16 protein-coding genes are annotated in these 20,607 nt (G+C 42.1%); 13 read left to right on the top strand and 3 right to left on the bottom strand.

The features are described from left to right. Window positions 1–259: 259 nt before the first annotated feature. Window positions 260–4,747 (bottom strand): EAL domain-containing protein, encoded by a 4,488-nt coding sequence (locus HII16_RS00230; RefSeq protein WP_169126383.1) that lies wholly within the window; start codon window positions 4,745–4,747, stop codon window positions 260–262. A 117-nt stretch (window positions 4,748–4,864) separates the two neighbouring features. Then, window positions 4,865–7,630 carry an insulinase family protein gene (locus HII16_RS00225; RefSeq protein ID WP_169126381.1) on the bottom strand — a complete coding sequence of 922 codons (2,766 nt, stop codon included), beginning with the start codon at window positions 7,628–7,630 and terminating at the stop codon, window positions 4,865–4,867. Window positions 7,631–7,821: 191 nt separating this feature from the next. Here HII16_RS00225 and sixA point away from each other — a divergent pair, with 191 nt between their 5' ends. After that, window positions 7,822–8,298: a phosphohistidine phosphatase SixA gene (gene sixA, locus HII16_RS00220; protein ID WP_169126379.1), complete on the top strand. Its 477-nt coding sequence runs from the start codon at window positions 7,822–7,824 to the stop codon at window positions 8,296–8,298. Between the two features lie 8 nt (window positions 8,299–8,306). Here the strand turns inward: sixA and smrB are convergent, their stop codons facing one another. Then, window positions 8,307–8,864: an endonuclease SmrB gene (smrB, locus tag HII16_RS00215; RefSeq protein WP_169126376.1), complete on the bottom strand. Its 558-nt coding sequence runs from the start codon at window positions 8,862–8,864 to the stop codon at window positions 8,307–8,309. A gap of 93 nt (window positions 8,865–8,957) precedes the next feature. On the opposite strand from smrB, the gene prmB reads away from it, so the two are divergent. The 12 genes from prmB to HII16_RS00155 all read left to right on the top strand — a co-directional run bounded on the left by prmB (window position 8,958) and on the right by HII16_RS00155 (window position 20,602). Further along, window positions 8,958–9,890: a 50S ribosomal protein L3 N(5)-glutamine methyltransferase gene (gene prmB / locus HII16_RS00210; protein ID WP_169126374.1), complete on the top strand. Its 933-nt coding sequence runs from the start codon at window positions 8,958–8,960 to the stop codon at window positions 9,888–9,890. A 6-nt stretch (window positions 9,891–9,896) separates the two neighbouring features. After that, complete coding sequence (gene aroC / locus HII16_RS00205; protein ID WP_169126372.1) at window positions 9,897–10,985, top strand: chorismate synthase; 1,089 nt, start codon at window positions 9,897–9,899, stop codon at window positions 10,983–10,985. 193 nt (window positions 10,986–11,178) lie between these two features. Continuing rightward, window positions 11,179–12,384, top strand: coding sequence for a carbohydrate porin (locus HII16_RS00200; RefSeq protein ID WP_169126361.1), 1,206 nt, complete (start codon window positions 11,179–11,181; stop codon window positions 12,382–12,384). A 174-nt stretch (window positions 12,385–12,558) separates the two neighbouring features. After that, the gene (locus HII16_RS00195) at window positions 12,559–13,707 is read left to right on the top strand and encodes an acyl-CoA dehydrogenase family protein (protein WP_169126359.1); all 1,149 of its coding nucleotides are present in this window, start codon (window positions 12,559–12,561) and stop codon (window positions 13,705–13,707) included. A gap of 197 nt (window positions 13,708–13,904) precedes the next feature. Continuing rightward, window positions 13,905–14,936, top strand: coding sequence for a putative sulfate exporter family transporter (locus HII16_RS00190; RefSeq protein ID WP_169126357.1), 1,032 nt, complete (start codon window positions 13,905–13,907; stop codon window positions 14,934–14,936). Between the two features lie 450 nt (window positions 14,937–15,386). Beyond that, window positions 15,387–16,358: a Phenylacetic acid catabolic protein gene (locus HII16_RS00185; RefSeq protein ID WP_169126355.1), complete on the top strand. Its 972-nt coding sequence runs from the start codon at window positions 15,387–15,389 to the stop codon at window positions 16,356–16,358. After that, window positions 16,352–16,672, top strand: coding sequence for an iron-sulfur cluster assembly protein (locus tag HII16_RS00180; protein WP_169126353.1), 321 nt, complete (start codon window positions 16,352–16,354; stop codon window positions 16,670–16,672). Before HII16_RS00185 ends, HII16_RS00180 begins: the two co-directional genes overlap by 7 nt. Before the next feature lie 59 nt (window positions 16,673–16,731). Further along, complete coding sequence (locus HII16_RS00175) at window positions 16,732–16,968, top strand: phenylacetic acid degradation b (RefSeq protein WP_135437585.1); 237 nt, start codon at window positions 16,732–16,734, stop codon at window positions 16,966–16,968. Further along, complete coding sequence (locus HII16_RS00170) at window positions 16,968–17,177, top strand: hypothetical protein (protein WP_135437584.1); 210 nt, start codon at window positions 16,968–16,970, stop codon at window positions 17,175–17,177. Before HII16_RS00175 ends, HII16_RS00170 begins: the two co-directional genes overlap by 1 nt. A 45-nt stretch (window positions 17,178–17,222) precedes the next feature. Further along, the gene (locus HII16_RS00165; protein WP_169126341.1) at window positions 17,223–18,077 is read left to right on the top strand and encodes a Phenylacetic acid catabolic protein; all 855 of its coding nucleotides are present in this window, start codon (window positions 17,223–17,225) and stop codon (window positions 18,075–18,077) included. Between the two features lie 179 nt (window positions 18,078–18,256). Further along, entirely contained in the window at window positions 18,257–19,405 is a 1,149-nt protein-coding gene (locus tag HII16_RS00160) for an acyl-CoA dehydrogenase family protein (RefSeq protein ID WP_169126339.1), read from the top strand. Between the two features lie 21 nt (window positions 19,406–19,426). Further along, complete coding sequence (locus HII16_RS00155; protein ID WP_169126337.1) at window positions 19,427–20,602, top strand: acyl-CoA dehydrogenase family protein; 1,176 nt, start codon at window positions 19,427–19,429, stop codon at window positions 20,600–20,602. The last annotated feature ends 5 nt before the right edge of the window (window positions 20,603–20,607 follow it).

The raw sequence follows: 20,607 nt of genomic DNA, 5'->3' as shown, positions 1-20,607 counted from the left end.
TTTAAATAAAAATGTTTGTACTGGCAGTACTTAAGCGAATATCGTGCCAAGTTTAAAATTAGGTGAGTTATTTAATGAGAATGTGCAATAGTTCAGCGAACAAGCGCAACCAAATTGAATTAATGTTCTTGGTAATCGATAGCGGTTATTAGCAATTGATTACTAGGTGTTTGTTGGTTGGTGAACAGCGATGAATAGATAATATGTGCGTGGATAGCGTTTTAGATTAGTATTTGAGATTCGTGTTTTCGATTGGCTTTTACGTAGGCGTCGATTGATTGGTGATAATATGTGACAACAAGTAACGGCCAAAATCTGGTTCAGCTAGAGGTTTCGAATACAAGTAACCTTGCATCTGCTCACAGTTAAGGATTTTCAAGTAATCGAGTTGCTTTTCCGTTTCAACACCTTCAGCGACAACTTCCATTCCTAAGTTATGAGCGATAGTAACAATGGTTGCAACCATATTGCGACCTTCTTCGGACGCTTCAATATCATCAACGAAGGCTTTATCGATTTTAAGGGTATTGATAGGGAACTGCTTTAAATACGCTAATGATGAATAGCCGGTACCAAAATCATCTAAAGACAAGTGAATACCCATACGACGAATTTGATGCATGGTCTCAATCGCTTCTTGCGGAGAGTTCATAACCGTGCCTTCGGTTATTTCAAGTTCAAGTCGGTCGGCCGGTAAACCGGTTTCTTCGAGTATTTCATTAATGATTTGCACTAAGTTAGGCTGTTTAAATTGTACCGCTGACAGGTTGACAGCAATGCGGCCACTAAATATGCCATTGTCCATCCAGGCTTTTGTGGCCAAACAGGCCTTACGCAATACGATTTCGCCAATCTCAATGATTTGACCGGTTTCTTCCGAAATAGGAATAAATATATCTGGTCGAATGACACCTTTAGAGCCAGCTTCAAAACGCACCAGTGCTTCCATGCCAACAACTTTTCCAGAGCTGACTTCAATTTTCGGCTGATAAAATACTGAGAATAAGTCTTCTTTTAAACCGTGTCTTATCAAGTTTTCAATTTGTAATCGCTTAACCGCTTGTTTGTTCATCGAGTCATTAAAGAACTGGTAACAATCACCACCTTCGTCTTTGGCGTGATACATTGCAGTATCGGCGTTTTTAAGCAATTCATGGGTGTTATTGCCATCATCTGGGTATAAGGCGATACCGATACTACAGGACAGCGAAATCTCGTTATTTTGGATACTGTATGGCTCGACTATGGTACTGAGGATTTCGTCAGCAACCGAGGTAATGTTGTGGATATCATTATTGCCTTTCAATACCAACGAAAATTCATCGCCACCTAGGCGATAAAAGGTGTCTTTGATACCATTTATCGTCGCGATTCGCTCAGTGACTTTACATAACAATACGTCACCGACTTGATGACTTAACGAGTCATTGATTTTCTTAAAGTTATCTAAATCGAAAACGAGAAGGGCGTGTTCGGTTTCTTGGTTTATCAGTTGCGAATGACTGCCTTGAAAGAATGAGCGGTTTGGCAGTCCGGTCAGGGTATCTGAATTTGCTAACTTACGCAGCTCTTCTTCGGTTTGTTTACGTTTGGTGATATCCGAAAATACCGCAACAAAATGCGAGATTTCATCGTTTTCATCCCGGATAATATCCAGCGTGATATCAATTAAATAGGCCTCGCCATTATCACGCTTACTTTCTATTTCACCTTGCCAAGTACCGTTAGCTAATAAATTGCGCTTAAGGTTTTGCAAAAAGGTCGGCGGATAAGAATTAAATTCAAGCTCTTTACCAAGCGCTTGTTCGCGCGTTTGGCCGGTAATCAATTGGTATGAATCATTACAATCAACCGCTTTAAATTGTGCGTCATAGACAACCACGGCGTCTGATATATTGGCAATACATTTCGCAAATAATTTTAAGCTTTCTTCATTGGCTTTGATTTGGTTGATGTCTTTTAAGGTACCCGTCATTCGGATTGGTTCGCCATCATCGTTACGCTCAACCACTTTACCTCGGTCAAGTACCCACATCCATTTGCTGTTCATATCTTTTACGCGATAGGCCGCTTCGTAATGCTCACTTTTGCCTTGTCGGTGTTCGAGCAATAATTGTTTTACGCGAGGGTAATCTTGCGGGTGAATATTACGTCTTTGCTCACCATCTTTGCTTTCCGACTTGCCGTTCTTAGGGAAATTTAATACCCCCCAGATATTGGAGCGGTACATGCGATTGGTAATTAAATTCCAATCCCACATTTCATCGCCAGAGCCCCACAATGCAAGTTTTAATCGTTCTTCCGATTGTTTTATTTTGGCGTTGGTGAGTTGCTTTGTTTTGGTCTGGTTATAAAAGTAGTAACCAATAAAGAAAATGATCAGGCCGTAAATCGCCCAAGCGGAATTGGTTTTCCACCAAGGTGGCAATATATGAACGGTTAATTGTTTGCCTTTGAAGTATTTTGAATTGTTTTGATCGTATGATTCGACCAAAAATGTATAGCTTCCATCATTTAAATTAGTGTAGGTCGCTCTGCGGTAATGGCTGTCTGTTTCAATCCAGTTGTTATCAACACCCATTAATTTATAGCGGTATAAAACTTGTTCGGCAACACTTGAGTTAGGCGATGAAAACTCGATGGTAAAAGGCGACTGGTTATACTCTAAGGTGATAGAATCTAATGCGTATAATAACCCGTCGAGCTTTTTATACTCTTTATTGGCAATAAGTAATTTGGTGTTTATAGGAGGTGATATAACGCCTTTCTTAGGGGTGATATCTTCCGCGTAAAAACTATTAAAGCCTCTAATATTGCCAAAATAAAATTGGCCATCGCTGCCTTTAAAAGACGACATTACCCAAAATTGACTGTTTTGTACACCATAGGAGTTGTCATAATTAAACACGGTTTTATTAGTCGGCGATACTTTTGATATTCCCTTGTTGGTACTTAACCAGGCATTCGATTCGTTATCGAGCAAAAAACTGAAAACATAATCGTTTACTAGGCCATTGACTTCATTGTAATGCTGAAATACTCGTTTTTGTTTATCGTAAGTAAGAATACCCTTTCCCCAGAAACTAAACCAAATAAAGTCGTTTGTGAATTTAACTTCAGCAAGCGTATCCGTTAGAAACAGTTCATGTTTGGGAATATTCAGCTTTTCAAATGTATCTAAGTCAATATCAAATTCAAAAAATTCCCCCGAACTACCAAAGATCATAACTTTATCATTATGATTTGCCGGCAATATATAAAACTTTTCAGATACGCCGGGTATGGGGAAGGATGATAATTGTTGAGAGTCTATATCAAATTTAAATATCTTTCTGTCATTGGAACCATGAAATACAAATCTATCGACCATTTCAAAATCAAATCTATCGTGACCGCGTAAGTGCTTCAGATTAAATTGCCAAATCTCCTCAATTTCATTTGATTCAATCTTCAGGTTTAGCAGACGATATTCATTTGTTAAAATAAGCAATTCACTCGAGCTTCCTCGATGAATTGATCTAATGCCGTCAGTAATTGAAGTGATTACAGGACTTATTAATTGGGTTTTATAATTCTTGTAAAAAATGCCTTCGAACTGGTTGGCAATATACAAACCTTGATTATCGAGTTCGGCAAAATCCACAATATTATTTTTACTATTGCCCTCAGCCATTTCTATATTAAACAATGAGCTATTAATTGTGTGCTTCGTAGCTCCTGATGTGTAGGTGCCTGCCCAAATTGATGATGCCTTATCTTTGAATAGGCTATAAACAAAATTGATATCTAAGCTGGTACTATCAACTCTTTCGTGTCTTCGTTGAGAGATGCTTTCAGTGACTAGGTTATATGAATACAGCCCAGCTTCCGTGCCAAGAAATACTTCAAACTCATTTGCCTTTTCGATAGCTCGCACTTTATTAATGCTTGGGTTATCGCTTTCGATGTCAGCTTTAATATGTTTTTTAATGTTAAAAGAATAATCGACAACATAGATACCGTCACCTGTGGCCACCCAGTAATGATCTTCAATGAGTTCGATTTCATAAATGCTAAAGCTTGCAATCTCTAGATCTAATTTATTATTCTCCTGAGCTGAAAATACAAAATCTAACGATTCATTGGCGATATACAAGCCGTTTTCAAACGTACCAAACCAATAGTTATTGTTGTTATCTTGGAATATGGTTTTAACTTCAACGACATCGTTCGAGAACTGTCTAAGACTGACTTTTGTGAAATGCTGTTGCGTGGCACTTAATTTGTATAGCCCTTCGTTGGTCGATATTAGGATGTTTTTTTGATTATCTTCAAAAATAGACCAAATAGGTTGGTTATCAAAAATTTCAAATCTATCTTCAAACGAATCCGTTGTCGCATTGTATAACGCCAAGCCTGCTTGAGTACCGACCCATAATCGATTGCGCGAATCGACAAAAACAACGCGAATAAGATCTGATGGTAATGCGCTATTGTTGGAATCTTTGGTGTGATATTGGACAAACTCATAACCGTCAAACTTATTCAATCCATCGAGGGTTGCAAACCAAATAAAGCCATTGTGATCTTGCGTAATTGAATACACAGAATTTTCACTAAGCCCTTCTTTAGTGGAGTATTGCTGAAACTTAAGTGGGGATTGTGTCGCTGACGTGGCCAGTGCGGAGAAAAATAACAGGAACACCAATAAACCTGTGGTCAGGATACTAGCGAAATTTTGCTTTTTGTTATTCCTATTTAATCGCACAAATTGTCTATTTCTATTAGCGACTCGAGCAACATAGATCGAGTATATTTTTATTATTAGCTTAGAAATTCATCTTAAAGCAAATCAACTGTGATTAAAAGGTTAAGCCCCTGTAAATCAGGATTTAAATGGTAGCTGACGATGAAACTCGTCAATGTCGGTGATAGCTATAGCGCTGTGGGTCAGATAGGTTAATTCATCGCCGTGTTTAACCGATGCCAGACAAATCTTATCGGGGTCAGACTTACTCGACAATCGGGCTTTGATAAATGCGCCGATATCTTTTAATTGAATGCTTTCTATCGCTGCCATAAGGCGTTCTTTTTGATCAAAATCGAAGTCTTTATTGCAAATACTCATCCAGTAGCGTTGGCTTTTTATACGCGGGCTGGTGTCTTTTTCTTGCAATTGACCAATAAGGCCTTGTTTTAAGTGGGTCCATTCGTTGTCATTCACAGACGCATCAAATTCGTCGATAAATTCGTTTATCGCAGAAAATAACGTATCGGCACTGGTATCGGGTGATTGAATATAAAAAGCGATACCCGGGTAGCGATTCATCGGCACATAACCCACGCCGACCAAATAGCCATATTGTCTTTCGGTGCGCATTTGATGGAAAAAATGCGGTGATATTAAATGACTGGTAATCATGGTGATGGCCATCGTATGGGTATCGTAATCAGGCATTGGAAAATACATCACACTGGCATAGTCATGATCAGGTAGCAATTGTGGCAAAATCGCCGTTTTCTGCCCGGCAAAATCAACCACATTACAAGTTACATTAGCTTGATCATCAATATGTTCACCCAACTCGTCAACGATTAAGTTGGCAATGGTCAGCGCTTGTTGCTGATTCCAATTACCATAAATAAATGACTCAATGGTTAGTTTGGCAAAGTACTGGCCACAAAAGGCAGCAAAATCATCGTATCCCACCTGTGATAAAGCATTAGCCAAATCATTACCTGATGGGCTAAATGGTTTCATTAGCGCGCTGAGCTTTGAAAACAGTTGCGAGATTGATTTACTCTTTTCTGCATTACGCCAGTTGGTGATCAGTTGGTTTTTAAATAAGTCAAAACGAGTAGGGGCCAATGAATGATCCTTCATCGCCAATAACAGGTTTTTAAGTAGCAATGGTTGCTTTTCATTGATGCCAGAAAGTTGCAGTGTCATGCCACCTTGGTGTGGGTATAAATGATAATGAATACCAGCCAATTCGGCGTCGTAATTTTGTTCTAAAACCGAGTCGCTAAATAACTCAACAAACAATCGCGTCATAGCAATGTGCTTTTTGCTGGCAATGGCTGTCGGTGAGTCAATACCGATTACAATTTGTCCCTTGGGCACATAAAACGAACTGTCTTGTTTAAACCAAACTCTAAAGCCCGCTTGTTCTTTGACCAGCTTAGGGACATGCATTTCTTCAACCACTGGGGTCAGTTTTGGGGTGGCGACAATATACGGGTTTGCATCAGGCAGACTTAATTCGTCATGTACTTTGGGCGAGGATAAGCGAGCCAAAACCTCATCGTCAATATCGCTGACATTATAAGGCACCTTATACCATTGACTGGTTTGGTTGGTGATGACATCCGGGTTAATGTGTACCATTCGCATGTTGTTTGGTGTTAGCAAATCAAGAAAGCTTTTCACCAGCTCAGGTTTGAATTGCAACATCACATAATCGCCATAGATGTAATCATCACTAGGGTAGTGATGCATGGCAATCACCAGCTGATTCACTGAATCCAATGCTTTTAACTTTTCTTGGTACTGAAACGAAAACTCTAATATCGCTTTCTTTTCATCATAATAGCCGACGCGAATACCGTCATGTTTTATAAGCTCAATGTAGGCGAAGATCATTTCAGCTATGTCAGCTTCATGCTTTTGACCTTCTTGGGTTAAGCGAATACTGATATTAAAGTCTTTAAAGTTCGAGCCATTAACGCCGCCACCTGCACTTAAGCCTAATGCCCATTGCTTGTTTTTTAATATAGACAAAATACTGCCGGGCCCTTCATGCCCCAGTAAGTAGGCGATGTAGCTAACAGGTTTGTATTGGTAATCTTTGTCGATGCCCGGTAAAGCAAAACTTAATATCAGTTTACGCTCTTCTTTTTCAGGGCGGATATTAATATTTAGGCCGAGATTTTTCTCAAGATATAACGGTACATTAATATCTGGTTTTGCGGATGCATCCTCAGCAATGGCTAGGAACTTTTGTTCAGCCAACAGTTTTAGTGCCTCTAAAGACTGTGGCCCCTCTAATACCAATGTCATGCGGTTAGCACGATAATGCTCATTAAAGAATGCTTGAACTTCGTCCTTAAGCTCACTGTTTGGTCTATCCGCTAAGGTATCGATATTACCGACGCTGAACTTACTAAACGGATGGGCAGGGTTGATGGTTTCTTTGTGAACATCATAAATACGACGCATATCATCTTTAAGTTTTAACTTAAATTCAGAGTCGATGTTCATCCGCTCTTTTTCGATAAACTCTTTAGATAACAAGGGGGAGATAAAAAATTGGCTGAATCTATTAAGTGCCTGTTCAAAGTATTTGTGATTGATATCAAAAAAGAAATTTGTGTGCTCGGTGCCTGTCCACGCATTGTTCGAGCCATTGTGTTGTGCAAGAAACTGCTGGTATTCGCCACTTTCAGGGTATTGTTCGGTGCCTAAAAATAACATGTGCTCGAGAAAGTGTGCCATGCCTTGACGATCGATAGGATCATCAAAATGACCCGCATTTACAGCAAGAGCAGCAGCACTTCGATTTGATTCACTATTATGAACCAATACAACTCTCAAGCCATTTTCTAGAGTAAGGGCTTGATATTGTTTCGAATCGTTAGGGCTTATTTTCAAAGACTGCTCCAGTGGGCGTTATTTGGACGAGCTAAGCAGGGCGTTTGGCCAGCTTATGAAGGCTATTTTTTTAATTATTTTAATAATATAGCTGATTACAATTTATTTCTGAACTATTGTTTATCTATAAACTCAGATTCTTTAGAATAGCGCACTAATAACAAATCGATTGGCTTAACAATCCGTATAAAATGAATGTATATATAATGCGTCATGGTGACGCTGATACCAGGGTACAAGAAGACAAGCAAAGACCGCTCACTGAAACCGGCGAACTCGAGGTTAAAGTGATGGCGAAATGGCTTGGCTCAGAAGGCGTCAAGTTTGACGCTATTTTTGTTAGCCCATATAAGCGTGCTCAGCAAACCGCAATATTACTGCATACGTTATTGGCTGCCGACGTACCATTACAGACCTTTAGTTTAATCACTCCTGCTGGCAGTGCCAGTGAAGTTCACGATTATATTGATGGTATGCTGTCCGTTGAGCGTTGGCAAAACATACTGTTGGTTTCGCATATGCCGTTAGTGAGTTATTTGTCGGCTGAGATGTCGACTGATAAAAGCGCACCTCTTTTCGCGACAGCCAGTGTGTTACACATCGATTATGATTTGCAAAAAATGCACGGCCCAATCGTGCGTCACTTAAGTCCTGATAACTTTTGTTAGTACACGTCTTATTTACAGAGAAAATCGTCTTTTAAATCAATCAATATTAATAACGCGCCATCACCGCCAAACTCTAATGGTGCTTGATGAAACGCCATGATGTCTGGGTGTTGTACTAGCCAGTGTGGAACTTTTGTTTTTAATACGCGATTGCCAATGCCATGAATAATACAGGCACAATTGACGTGTTGCTTGATACACTCGGCGATAAGAGCTGCGATTTCTTGCTTTGATTGTTGTTGCTTTAAACCGTGTAAGTCGAGGGTGATCTCTGGGTAATATTCACCTCGCCTTAATCGTTTGGCCTGAAAACTGTCAACGTCATCGCGAACGAATTTCATTGGCCCTGATTCTTCAAGGTTAGGTTCAAATTCGTCAGAAAAGTAAAACAGTTGTTTTTGCTGTTCAAGTGTGTGTTTTTTTTGTGCCAAACGTTTCGCGGCACTTTTTTGCTTGTCGCTAGCTGCATGCGAAGATATGGTATCCTGCTTGATACGCTTAACCTTCCCTACGGCTTGCTTGAACAAGGTTTTATCGTTTTCGTCTAAGAGATTTTTAAATTTCATAGGCAAATTTTAGCGTTTTTCTGCAGTAAAAAACAGTTAAGCATCAGTAAAATAGTTTATTATTAATTGAAATTAGAAAGTTGGGAGTTTGCTTTGCTCGAAGTCAATGTAAAAGAAGTCATTGAAGATCTAAAAACCATTCACGATTTCTTGCGTTGGTCGGTTAGCCGATTTAACGAAGCTGATTTATTTTATGGTCATGGTACCGATAATGCATGGGATGAAGCCGTTGCATTAACCTTGTTTGCGTTGCATTTGCCTTACAACATGGGTGATAGCATTATGCAAACACGATTGACCAAATCAGAAAAGCAAACCTTGATAGATATCTACTTACGTCGCATTGATGAGCGCGTACCTGCGGCTTATATCACCAATCTGGCCTACTTTAATGGTTTGCCTTTTTACGTTGATGAGCGGGTATTGGTGCCAAGGTCGCCAATTGCTGAGCTTATTAACAATCGCTTTTTTGGCCTTGTTGACGAGGAACCGCAACGTATACTTGATCTTTGTACTGGCAGTGGCTGTATTGCTATAGCCTGTGCGTATCAGTTTCCAAACAGTGACGTCGATGCGGTGGATTTATCTGCCGATGCACTCGATGTTGCGGCGATTAATATTCACAACCATGAATTAAATGAACAAGTTATTCCAATCCAATCTGATCTTTTCTCTAGCTTAACCGAGCAAAAGTATGATTTGATAGTGACAAACCCTCCATATGTGGATGTGGAAGATATCGGTGATATGCCGGAAGAGTTCCATCATGAACCAGAAATGGGATTGGGCAGTGGCCAAGATGGTCTCGATCTTACTCGCAAGATATTGGCACAAGCCGCAGCGCACTTAAATGACGGTGGCAGCTTAATATGTGAAGTCGGTAACTCTATGGTGCACCTTATTGAGCTGTTTCCAACGGTTGATTTTCAGTGGCTTGAATTTGAACGTGGTGGACTAGGGGTTTTTAAATTAAGTAAGCAACAATTACAGCAACATCAACAAACATTCGAAGAGGCGTTAAAGTAGTCGATTATGGCAGGTAATACATTTGGTAAATTATTTCGAGTAACCACCTTTGGTGAGAGTCATGGCCTGGCATTAGGGGCTATCGTTGACGGTTGTCCGCCTGGTATTGAATTAGACGAAGAAGACTTGCAACTTGATTTGGATCGTCGCAAGCCGGGGACTTCTCGCTATACTACCGCTCGCCGCGAAGAAGACTTGGTTAAAATCTTATCCGGTACTTTTGAAGGCAAAACCACGGGTACGCCAATCGGCTTGATGATCGAAAACAAAGATCAACGCTCAAAAGATTATGGCGAGATAGCTAAGTCTTTCCGTCCGGGGCATGCAGATTATACCTATTGGCAAAAACACGGTATTCGCGATTACCGTGGCGGTGGGCGCTCGTCTGCACGTGAAACCGCGATGCGAGTTGCTGCCGGAAGTATTGCCAAAAAGTACCTTAAACAAAAATTCGGTATGGAAATTAAAGCCTGTGTTTATCAAATCGGTGATGTTAAAGCGGAAAACTACCAGTGGGATGAAGTCGAAAACAACCCATTCTTTTTCCCTGACACCAGCAAACTTACCGCATTAGATGAGTTATTGCGCGGTATTTTACGTGAAAAAGATTCGATTGGTGCAGGTGTAAAAGTCGTTGCTACTAATATGCCGGTAGGTCTTGGTGAACCGGTATTTGACCGATTGGACGCGGATTTAGCGCATGCCTTAATGAGCATTAATGCGGTTAAAGGTGTGGAAATAGGCGATGGTTTTGATTGTATCGACCAAAAAGGTTCCGAGCACCGTGACGAAATGACACCGGATGGCTTTCTATCCAATTCTGCAGGTGGCGTGTTAGGTGGCATATCATCAGGTCAGGATATCGTTGCCAATATTGCCCTTAAGCCAACATCGAGTATTGGTGTCAGCGGTAAAACTATCGATATAGATGGAAATCCAACGGATATAATTACCCGTGGTCGACATGACCCATGTGTTGGTATTCGTGCTGTGCCTATCGCCGAGGCCATGGTGGCAATTACCATAATGGACCACTATCTACGACATTTAGCGCAAAATCACGACGTAAATTGTCCAACGCCCGTGATTGAATAGTCCTTTGTTTTTATTGACCTTAAATTGTAACACGCTGTAGCACTTTGTTTTAATTCGTTTTCAGTAAAAACTGATGCTCAAATTAACAAGTTGATTTACTAAATGTTGTATATATTTTCCGCATTCGGTCGCCCCTGCATATTATGCGAACTCGTGTTTGGAGTTGACCACCTTAATTGAATAGGTAGATATAATGAACAAAAGTTTAATTGTTTTAACGATTGCTGGCTTGTTTGCTACATCGGTAAATGCTAAAGATAATCAACGTGTTGGTTCACCTGACTCAACCGAGCATGCGATTAAAGATGCTAAGCATGAACCACGATTGAGTTGGAAAGAAAGCTTAGAAAAAAACTATGGCTTGAGCATCGCCTCTGACTATAACTCTTATTATGTGCAATCGAATGATGTGATGGATGGTGCCGATGATAACGCTGCATCTGGCGTATTCCGTATCATGGGTTCATGGGCTGCCACTGAAAATGGCTCCTTAAACTTTAAAATAGAACATCGCCACGCATATACCGATCAAGCGCCTAAATGGTTTGGCTTAAATGATGTTGGTATGGGCAGCATGACAGGCGCTAATTTTTCAGATCAAGGTGCGCGAGTTACCAACCTTTACTGGCGCCAAAATTTTGGTGATACCGTGCTTTGGGTCGGCTTTCTAGATATCACTGATTACTTAGACGCTTATGCCCAAGCAAGTCCTTGGACTGATTTTACTAACTTAACTTTGGGTACGGGTAACGGCACTATGGGTCTGCCAGATGATGCTGCTTTTGGTATTGCAGCAGGTCATATGCTAACCGATAATCTTTATGTGTTAGGTGGTGTGGTTGATGCGACGGGTAAATCTGATCTAGATGAATTTACCGATAACGTTGATGCGTTCTTAAGTGAAAATGTATATCACAAGTCGATTGAATTTGGTTATACAGGCGCCGGCCAAGGGCGTATTTATTTGGACAACGTGCATGTGTCTTATTGGCATCAAGACGAGGGGTCTCGCCACGACCCATACGGCGACAGTGAAGGTGTAAACTTCTCCGCCAGCTTAATGATGGGCAAGTGGATGCCATTTTTCCGTGCCAGTGTTTCCGACGGTTATGCGCCACTATTGTCTGAATCGGTAACCGTTGGCACCGGCTATTATGGCCTGTTTGAAGAAAAGGATACTTTAGGTTTTGCTTACCAATGGGGTAAAGCAAATGAAGAACAGTTTGGTCATGATGATGATCAATATATCGGCCAGGTCTACTATAAGATGCCGATAACTGATTACTTCCAAGTTATCCCTGATATCCAATATGTTGATGGCGGAGCCATGAACAAAGCCATGGGCAATGACAAAGGCAGCCAAGTTGTATTTGGTTTGCGTGCACGTATTATTTTATAACGCACACGCTATAATTCCGCTAAAAAGCGCCCGCTATTAATGAGTTGGCGCTTTTTTATTGTCAAAATTTTTATACATTCGTGCTCTTTGGCGGCAACCTATTTGCATCGATTGACTGGCGATATGTCCGCTTTTTATGTATCTTTTGCGCAACGAAATATATTGGGGAACGCTATGCATATTGCATTAACTGAAGAACAAACCATGATCCAAGACATGGCGAAAAAATTTGCTGAAAGTGAATTGGCACCTGTTGCTGCACAGCTTGATGAAACAAAAGATCAGACTCTGTTTAAAGAGAATATCGGCAAATTGGCTGAACTTGGCTTTATGGGCTTGAACGTCAAAGCTGAATACGGTGGTGTCGAAGCGGGCGTTGTGGCGTTTTCATTGGCAATCACTGAAATAGCTAAAGCGTGTGCGTCAACGGCGGTAACAACCTCGGTAACCAATATGGTCGCTGAAGTTATTCAAGCGGTTGGTAATGAAGAGCAAAAACAAAAGTATTTGCCAAAGCTATGTTCAGGTGAATACCTAGCTGGTGGTTTTTGTTTAACCGAATCAAGTGCTGGCTCTGATCCTGCCGGTATGAAAACCACTGCCGTTAAAGATGGTGATGAGTACGTATTAAACGGCTCTAAAATTTACATCACCAGTGGTGACTTCGCCGGTTGTTTTGTTGTCTGGGCGGTAACCGATGCCGATGCCAAAAAAGGCAAAGGCATATCGTGCTTTATCGTCGAAGCGGGTACTCCGGGAATGACGATAGGCAAAAGCGAACATAAAATGGGGCAACACGCATCGCCGACGAATGAAGTACATTTTGACAATTGCCGAGTACCGGCGAGTGCGTTAATGGGACAAGAAAATCGCGGCTTCGGGGTAGCTGTTGGTGAGCTAGCCGGTGGTCGTATCGGTATCGGTTCTTTGGCTTTGGGTATTGGCTTAGCGGCTCTTGATTACGCCAAAGAATATAGCAAAGAGCGTAAACAGTTTGGTACCCAAATCAGCAATTTCCAAGGGCTACAATGGATGATGGCTGAGCGTTACACTGAAATGGAAGCGGCACGTTTATTATTGATGCAAGCGGCATTCTTAAAAGAGCAAGACCAACCATTTGGCACGGCTGCGTCTATGGCCAAACTGTTTGCGGCAGAAAAAGCCAATAAAGCGGTTTATGATGCGTTGCAAATGTTAGGTGGTGCGGGTTACATTAAAGAATACCCATTAGAGCGCATGGCTCGAGATGTGCGTATCACCTCGATTTATGAAGGCACCAGTGAAATTCAAAAAGTTATCATTTCACGTGAATTGCTAAAATAACGACATAACGACTGATTTCTATAAATTCGCCGAGAAAAAAGTACAACGCCAGAGCATTATACTCTGGCGTTACTTTTTAGCGAACAGTTACATGTTTTGCACTAATTGATAATAAAAATCACTGTAATATCAGCCAATGTAAGGCACAATAAAGCGGCGGAATTCCGCGTTGACGTACAAATATCAGGGAACATGTCATGTCTTCAGGCACAGATTCAAAACAACTTTCCAACATCAGCCAGTTTATGTCGACCTGCAAGTCTTACTATTCAGGTGTTGCAATCAGCATAATTATTGCTATCGCGTCAGGCGCGTTGGCGAGTCGTTATGATGCACCTGTGATGCTGTTTGCGTTATTGCTTGGTTTAGCACTACATTTTTTATATGAATCGCCGCAGCATCAAGCGGGCATTAATTTCTCTTCTCGGGCACTATTACGTTTCGCCGTCGCTTTACTCGGGGTGCGAATTGCGTTTTCTGACATCGTTTCATTAGGCATTACGCCACCGCTTATCGTCATTGCGTCAATGGCATTAATGATGCTGTTTGGCATTGTGTTAGCCAAAGCATTGGGTTTGTCCAAAGTATTTGGCGTGTTGTCTAGCGGTTCGGTCGCCGTTTGCGGCGTATCTGCAGCCGCGGCAATATCGACGGTATTGCCGAAAAAAGAATACGAAGAAAAAATGTTTGCTCTGACGGTCATCGGTGTGACCACATTGAGTACTCTAGCCATGGTGGTTTATCCTGTTTTAGTGTCTTATTTAGGATTGTCAGATGAGTTAGCCGGTGTATTCATTGGTGGCTCAATACATGATGTGGCGCAAGTGGTCGGTGCCGGTTATTCCATCTCACCTGAAGCGGGCGATATCGCCACCTATATTAAATTACTGCGGGTTGCCTTGTTGTTACCTATCGTGATGATCATCTTTTTTGCCTTTAAAGAAAAAGACGGCAAGATGGAAGGTGGCGTCTCAACCTTTATCCCAACGTTTTTAATTGGATTCTTTGTTTTAGCGGTGCTGAACAATGTCGGCTTGATACCTGAGCTTGTTGCTGCAGCCGTGAAAACTTTATCGAGCTGGTGTTTGGTGGTATCGATTGCAGCCATTGGTGTTAAAACCTCACTAAAACAAATCGTCTCAGTTGGTTGGAAGCCGGTGTTTTTGATCACCGCACAAACCATAGTGTTTGCCGCATTAATACTTGCTGGTATTTATCTATTCGCCTAGCGCTATTTATCGCTTAGACATTTGTCTGTAAATACCAACTTAGCCCGTTGCAATGACGGGCTTTTTTATGTGAAAAAATCACCAAAGAGTCGTGGCTTAACTGTCTTTAAATCGCTTTCTAGTGCCTATTACCGTTAGGTTTTTTACTGTGTCATATCCTGCGAATTCGCCATTTATTGGCAAAATTAATGCAAAAAAGTTCAGCAAGTAAACTGTTTGGCTCAAAATGAATATTATTACTGAGCGCGTATTTACCACAATTTAGCTAATTCTATTTGCTAATCCCTTGTTTTAACTGATGTATACGCGGGTTTTGTCGGCAATGAGGGGGTCTTTTTAGCAGGATGAAAAGTTATCGCTAAGGCTAGGTAGTCCTGCTAATTTTACTAGCACAAGATTGAATCAATCTGAACAAGAACAACAAGAATTCAGACTTTATTGGAGAAGACTATGGAATCAACAGTTATTCGTCCCATGCCAAACCCACCAATGGTAGCGGACGATCCTGCCGAGCAGGCGTTGCTAGACAGAATCGCGGCAGGTGAGCTGATAGAAGACATCAGTGAAATGACACCTCGTTATCGTAAAGTGTTAGAAAACACTCTTGAGATTGCCGCCGCTGGTGAAGTGACGGTATTAACTTGGGCACAAACCGGTTATGACACCGCACCGGATCTCGGCGCAAAAATTGCGATTTCAGGCTCTATTCAAGATGAAGTAGGTCATGCACATCAGCAAGGTATGTTATGGGAGCGTTTTGGCGTCGATATGCATGCTGAGGCATTTGAACGTCCTGCAGACAAGTTCTGGTCAATGCCTGTTTTAGAGTTTGAAGTAAAAAATTACATTTACTTTTTGGTTGCCCAAGCACTGCTTGACCGTGCTGGACGATACACCACATGGGATATCGAATTGCACTGTTCGTTCGCTCCATATCGCCGCGCATTAAAGAAAGTTAACTTTGAAGAAGTGTTCCATTTTCGTCACGGTTCTTACTGGATGGAATACTACTGGAATCATTCAGAAGAAACCCGCCAGATGGTTCAAGAAGCCGTCGATTGGGTATTTCCGCACGGTGTATTTTGGTACGGCCGCCCAGATAATATGAAAGGAAAAATGGACCAACTAATCTACGGTGTTCGTAAATGGTCTAACGATACCATGCGCGATAAGTGGTTACAGTCAGCATGTAAATTAGCTGAACGTATTGGCTTTAATGTGCCAGCTCACTTTGACGAAGACGAAGGTAAGTACGTATTAGACCTGCCTTACCCGATGACTTGGGATCGTCAAACAGGCGATTGGATTCAGGAAAAGTGTGACTGGAGCGATGTTGTTGCCAACATGAAAAGTGGTGGTCGCATGCGTCCTGAAATTTATGAGCGCTTACAGCGCGAAGAATGGGGTAGTTCATTGTGGTAAACGATCAATTAGAACAGGTTCATAAGGCGCTTAATGATGTTATCGACCCACATATGGGCGTATCCATTGTTGATATGGGAATGGTTAAGCGTGTCGAAGCAACACTCGACGATGAAGTGTATGTGGGCATTGTGAATCCGTGCGTTGGTTGTCCTGCATTGGAAATTATCCTAGCCGATATCCGCAAAGAAGTTGGCAAACTAGACGGCGTAACAAAAGTTAAAGCCCGCGTTGAATGGGGCCATCAATGGGACAAAGAAGATATCTCATGTGAAGGTCGCGCACGTGCCGCCCGACATGGCTACGTTATTTAGCAAATAAGAATAAAGTAAAAACACCCAGAGCGATTCTGGGGGCTTGGAGAGATTTTACCATGAGTAAACTAGACCATAAAAAAGACGCCCATGTATACGAGGTATTCGGTCGTCACAAAATAGACAAAGACCTGGTTCATCTTGGTTGTATTTACGCTCTTAACGATGAGTTAGCGCGAGCACAATCGTATATGACTTACTCAGAAAAACCTTGGGTAGAGTTAATGTGTATCCGCCAAGACAACATTTTGAGTGTTGTCGCCCAAGATGAAAACGTGGTTATAGGTTTCGCCTAATGACAGATAACGCCCCAAATGAGCCAAAGAAAAACGTCAAAACGTTTCAGGACGAATACGACCAAACGGTTGAATGTCCTTGGTGTAACAGCACAGATACCGTCGTCGCCAGCCCCTTTGGTGGTACCGTGTCGGAAATCTTGTTTCGTTGTAACAGCTGCAAAAACACCTTTGGTTGGATGAAGTGGCAACACAAAATGCCGAAATAGTCATGACGGCAAGTGGCAAGAATTTAAAATTATGGGAAGAGAACAATGAGTACTGATAATAATTTAATGGCGGACCTATTATGTATCGCTGATTCACAATGGGTACTTGGCCATTGGTATACAAAGAACCTATTGAACAGTCGTAACCTACAGGATGCGACGGCGTTGGCGGCGATGTCGCAAGATGTCTGGGGCCATACTCGTGCCTTATTCCGTTGGTTGGAAGAAGAAAATGATTTACCTGACTTTCAAATTGAGTTTGGTCGAGATGCTACTCAAGTACACAATATGGAGGTGCTGGATAAGGCACCGCAATCCTATGGCGATTTCATTCTGAGCATCTTTTTGGCGGAATACTCGGTTTGGCGACTGATGGCAACGTTAAAGGACGGTAACGATCCTGCGGTTGCTTCTATGATGACGGCCTTTGGTAAAGAGTGTTATTTTCACCGCTTGAATATCGATGGTTGGTTTGCCTTGCTAAGTGATGCAGAAAAACAAGAAATCATCGAGGCCTTACCGCAACGTTTAGGTCAAGCCATCGCTTGGTTTGGCACAAAATCAGCATCTGATGCCGATCCATTACGTATTAGTGGTCAACGTTCACAAGCGGTATGGGATGCCAGAGAACAGTTTATTGCCGAAATTAGCAAAAAATTAGCGAATGTACTCGATCTTAGCGAAGATAAGATTGAAGCCATGGCAGATCCGGTGAACGCTGCTGAGCGCAATAATGCTCGTCGTCGCGTCGTCGAATCAGCCATGCCGGCCAACTTATGGGAATACGTATTGCCGTCGTCAGAAGATGCAGTCAAAACACGTCGTCCGTTATCAATTGGTATTGATGAAACTATCGATCTATTTGATAAGCCAGAAACGCGAAGCTTCGATTACAACTAAGCGAGAGCTCATTCAAACATATTATCTAAAACCCGGTATCTACCGGGTTTTGTTGTTTTAACACTTGCTATGCCTGTTTTGATAAAGCCAATTGTATTGAACTCGGTATTATCAATAGCAATGTGAATGAATGCTCCGCTTTAAAAATAATAACAGGTGCGGATTAACAAGAGGTTCTTATGGATTTTTCATTAGATGAAATGCAAACCATTGCCGTTGATGGTTTTCAAAAGTTTTTACAAGCCGAAATTAAACCGATTGCTGAGCAATATCGCGATAAATATATTAACACTGAATTGGCGAAAGAGATTCAAGCGAAACTAGCGCCTTTTGGTGTTGTTAATGGCTTCTTGCCAGAGGAGTTAGGCGGCTTCGATATGGATCTTGTGACCCAAGGCATGTTGATGCATGAGCTAGCAAAAGTCTCGCCTGACATCGCGATAACCACATTAATTTACTTTGCGTCCGGTAAAATGGTCGCCGCCACACCTGAGCCTTTGCGCAGTAAATACCTTGATAAGTTTCTGTCTTGTGAATTGATCGCCTCAGTGGCTATTTCGGAACCAGGCACTGGCTCTGACATTTCATCGGCAAGCTGTCGCGCCAAGCAAGACGGAGATTATTTTGTCATCAATGGTGAGAAAATGTGGATTTCATCCGGTGATTATTCTGATTTTATGTATGTCTTGGTCAATGTGACCGAAGGCGATGAAACCGGGTTGGCGGTGTTTTTAGTCGACCGAAACGAGCATGGGTATGAAACCACGAATATTGATAAGACCGCATTAAATAGTCAGTCGACAGCGCAAGTGTTTTTCGATAATTGCCGGGTACCTAAAGAGAATATGGTTGCAGCACCAGGTAAGGGCTTAAAAATGCTTTTAACCTTGTTGCAGTCCTCGCGCCCTATCGTTGGCTTGATGTCTATGGGGATCGCTCAAGCGGCGTTCGATGAAGCGTTGCAATACGCTCTTGATCGCAGTCAATTTGGTAAACCAATTGCGGCGAAACAAATTGTTCAGGAAAAGTTGGCGGAAATGATCACTAAGATCGAAGCTGGCAAACTCATGGCCTATCGTGCGCTAGATTGTATTGCTAAAGGTAAACGCTCTGATATCGATGCCGCTATGGCAAAATGGTATTGCACTGATATGGCGTGTGAGATCGTTGATGAAGCAACCAAGATACATGGTGGTAATGGCATCACTCGAGAATTCCCTGTGGAGTATATGGCAAGAGCTGCCAAAGTATTTCGTGTAACCGAAGGCACCAATGAGATCCAAAAATTAATGATTGGCCGTGCCATTACTGGCTTAAATGCGTTTTAGGGTTATAAGAGGGTTTAGTAAATGAATTTTGATTTAACCATGGAACAGCAAATGATCGCCGATACCGCGGCGGACATTGCCAAGCAATATGGGCCAGAATACTGGCGAGAAAAAGACGACAATAAAGCATACCCGATTGAATTTATGAATGAGATTGGTTCGCTTGGCTTTTTTGGCCTACCACTGGAAGAAAAGTGGGGTGGCGCTGCCGCAGGTTTAACCGATGTGGCATTGGCAATGGAAGCGCTTTGCCGCGGCGGCGGCGGAGGTGGTCCTGCGCTAGGCTACCTGTTTGGTCTTCTCGGCACCTTATCTGTGTCACATCATGCCAATGATGCGCAAAAACAAAAGTACTTACCTGCATTTGCCGCGGGTGAGAAAACCTGTGCGTTTGCGTTATCAGAACCAAACGCGGGTACCAATTCACTAAACATTGAGACCTTTGCCGAAAAAGATGGAGATGACTACATCATCAACGGCGGTAAATGGTTTATCACCAACATCGATAATACCGACGCCGTGCTAATTGTTGCCAGAACCAGCAAAAAAGAAGACGTTAAAAACAAAGCGGTAGGAATTTCGTTATTTCTTGTTGATTTACCTTGCGAAGGTATCACCTATACGCCTATCGATAAGCAAGGCTATCATTACTATAAATCGTTTCAGGTGTTTTTTGATAACGTGCGCGTCTCCAAAGAGTGTTTGTTAGGTGAGGAGGGCAAAGGTTTTTATCACTTGCTTGGCACACTTAACCCAGAACGAATCTTGATTGCCTCCGGCGCCGTTGGTACCGCTAAATTGGCACTACAACACGCCATAGAATATGCCAAAGAGCGCAATGTTTTTGGTCAGCCTATTGGTGGCCATCAAGCGGTTCAGCATCCATTAGCGGCGGCTTATGCCAAAGTGGAGGCCGCGTGGGGACAAGTGTTAAAAGCGGCGACCTTGTTTGACCAAGGCAAGCCAGACAAAGAGGTTGGTGATGTGGCCAATATGGCCAAGTATCTTGCAGCAGAATCGGCCTTAGATGCCACGTATCATGCAATGCAAACGTTAGGTGGTTGCGGCTTTGCTCGCGAGTATCATGTTGAACGTTGGTTCCGCGAGTGCCAGCTGTTCCGACTAGCGCCTGTCACTCAACAAATGACCTTAAATTATTTAGGTGAACACGTATTAGGCTTGCCAAGGTCGTATTAGTGTCT

It is taken from the genome of Thalassotalea sp. Y01, from assembly GCF_012932945.1.
Classification (GTDB): Bacteria; Pseudomonadota; Gammaproteobacteria; order Enterobacterales; family Alteromonadaceae; genus Thalassotalea_A.
The sequence above is the reverse complement of the archived record's forward strand: the minus strand, read 5'-3'. Positions and strand labels throughout refer to the sequence as shown.

Excerpts from the sequence above, each read along its gene's own strand:
- HII16_RS00195 (WP_169126359.1), top strand. The coding sequence starts at position 12,559 with ATGCATATTGCATTAACTGAAGAACAAACCATGATCCAAGACATGGCG.
- HII16_RS00185 (WP_169126355.1), top strand. The coding sequence starts at position 15,387 with ATGGAATCAACAGTTATTCGTCCCATGCCAAACCCACCAATGGTAGCG.
- HII16_RS00160 (WP_169126339.1), top strand. The coding sequence starts at position 18,257 with ATGGATTTTTCATTAGATGAAATGCAAACCATTGCCGTTGATGGTTTT.
- HII16_RS00155 (WP_169126337.1), top strand. The coding sequence starts at position 19,427 with ATGAATTTTGATTTAACCATGGAACAGCAAATGATCGCCGATACCGCG.
- aroC (WP_169126372.1), top strand. The coding sequence starts at position 9,897 with ATGGCAGGTAATACATTTGGTAAATTATTTCGAGTAACCACCTTTGGT.
- smrB (WP_169126376.1), bottom strand. The coding sequence starts at position 8,864 with ATGAAATTTAAAAATCTCTTAGACGAAAACGATAAAACCTTGTTCAAG.
- HII16_RS00190 (WP_169126357.1), top strand. The coding sequence starts at position 13,905 with ATGTCTTCAGGCACAGATTCAAAACAACTTTCCAACATCAGCCAGTTT.
- sixA (WP_169126379.1), top strand. The coding sequence starts at position 7,822 with ATGAATGTATATATAATGCGTCATGGTGACGCTGATACCAGGGTACAA.
- HII16_RS00170 (WP_135437584.1), top strand. The coding sequence starts at position 16,968 with ATGACAGATAACGCCCCAAATGAGCCAAAGAAAAACGTCAAAACGTTT.
- HII16_RS00165 (WP_169126341.1), top strand. The coding sequence starts at position 17,223 with ATGAGTACTGATAATAATTTAATGGCGGACCTATTATGTATCGCTGAT.
- HII16_RS00175 (WP_135437585.1), top strand. The coding sequence starts at position 16,732 with ATGAGTAAACTAGACCATAAAAAAGACGCCCATGTATACGAGGTATTC.
- HII16_RS00200 (WP_169126361.1), top strand. The coding sequence starts at position 11,179 with ATGAACAAAAGTTTAATTGTTTTAACGATTGCTGGCTTGTTTGCTACA.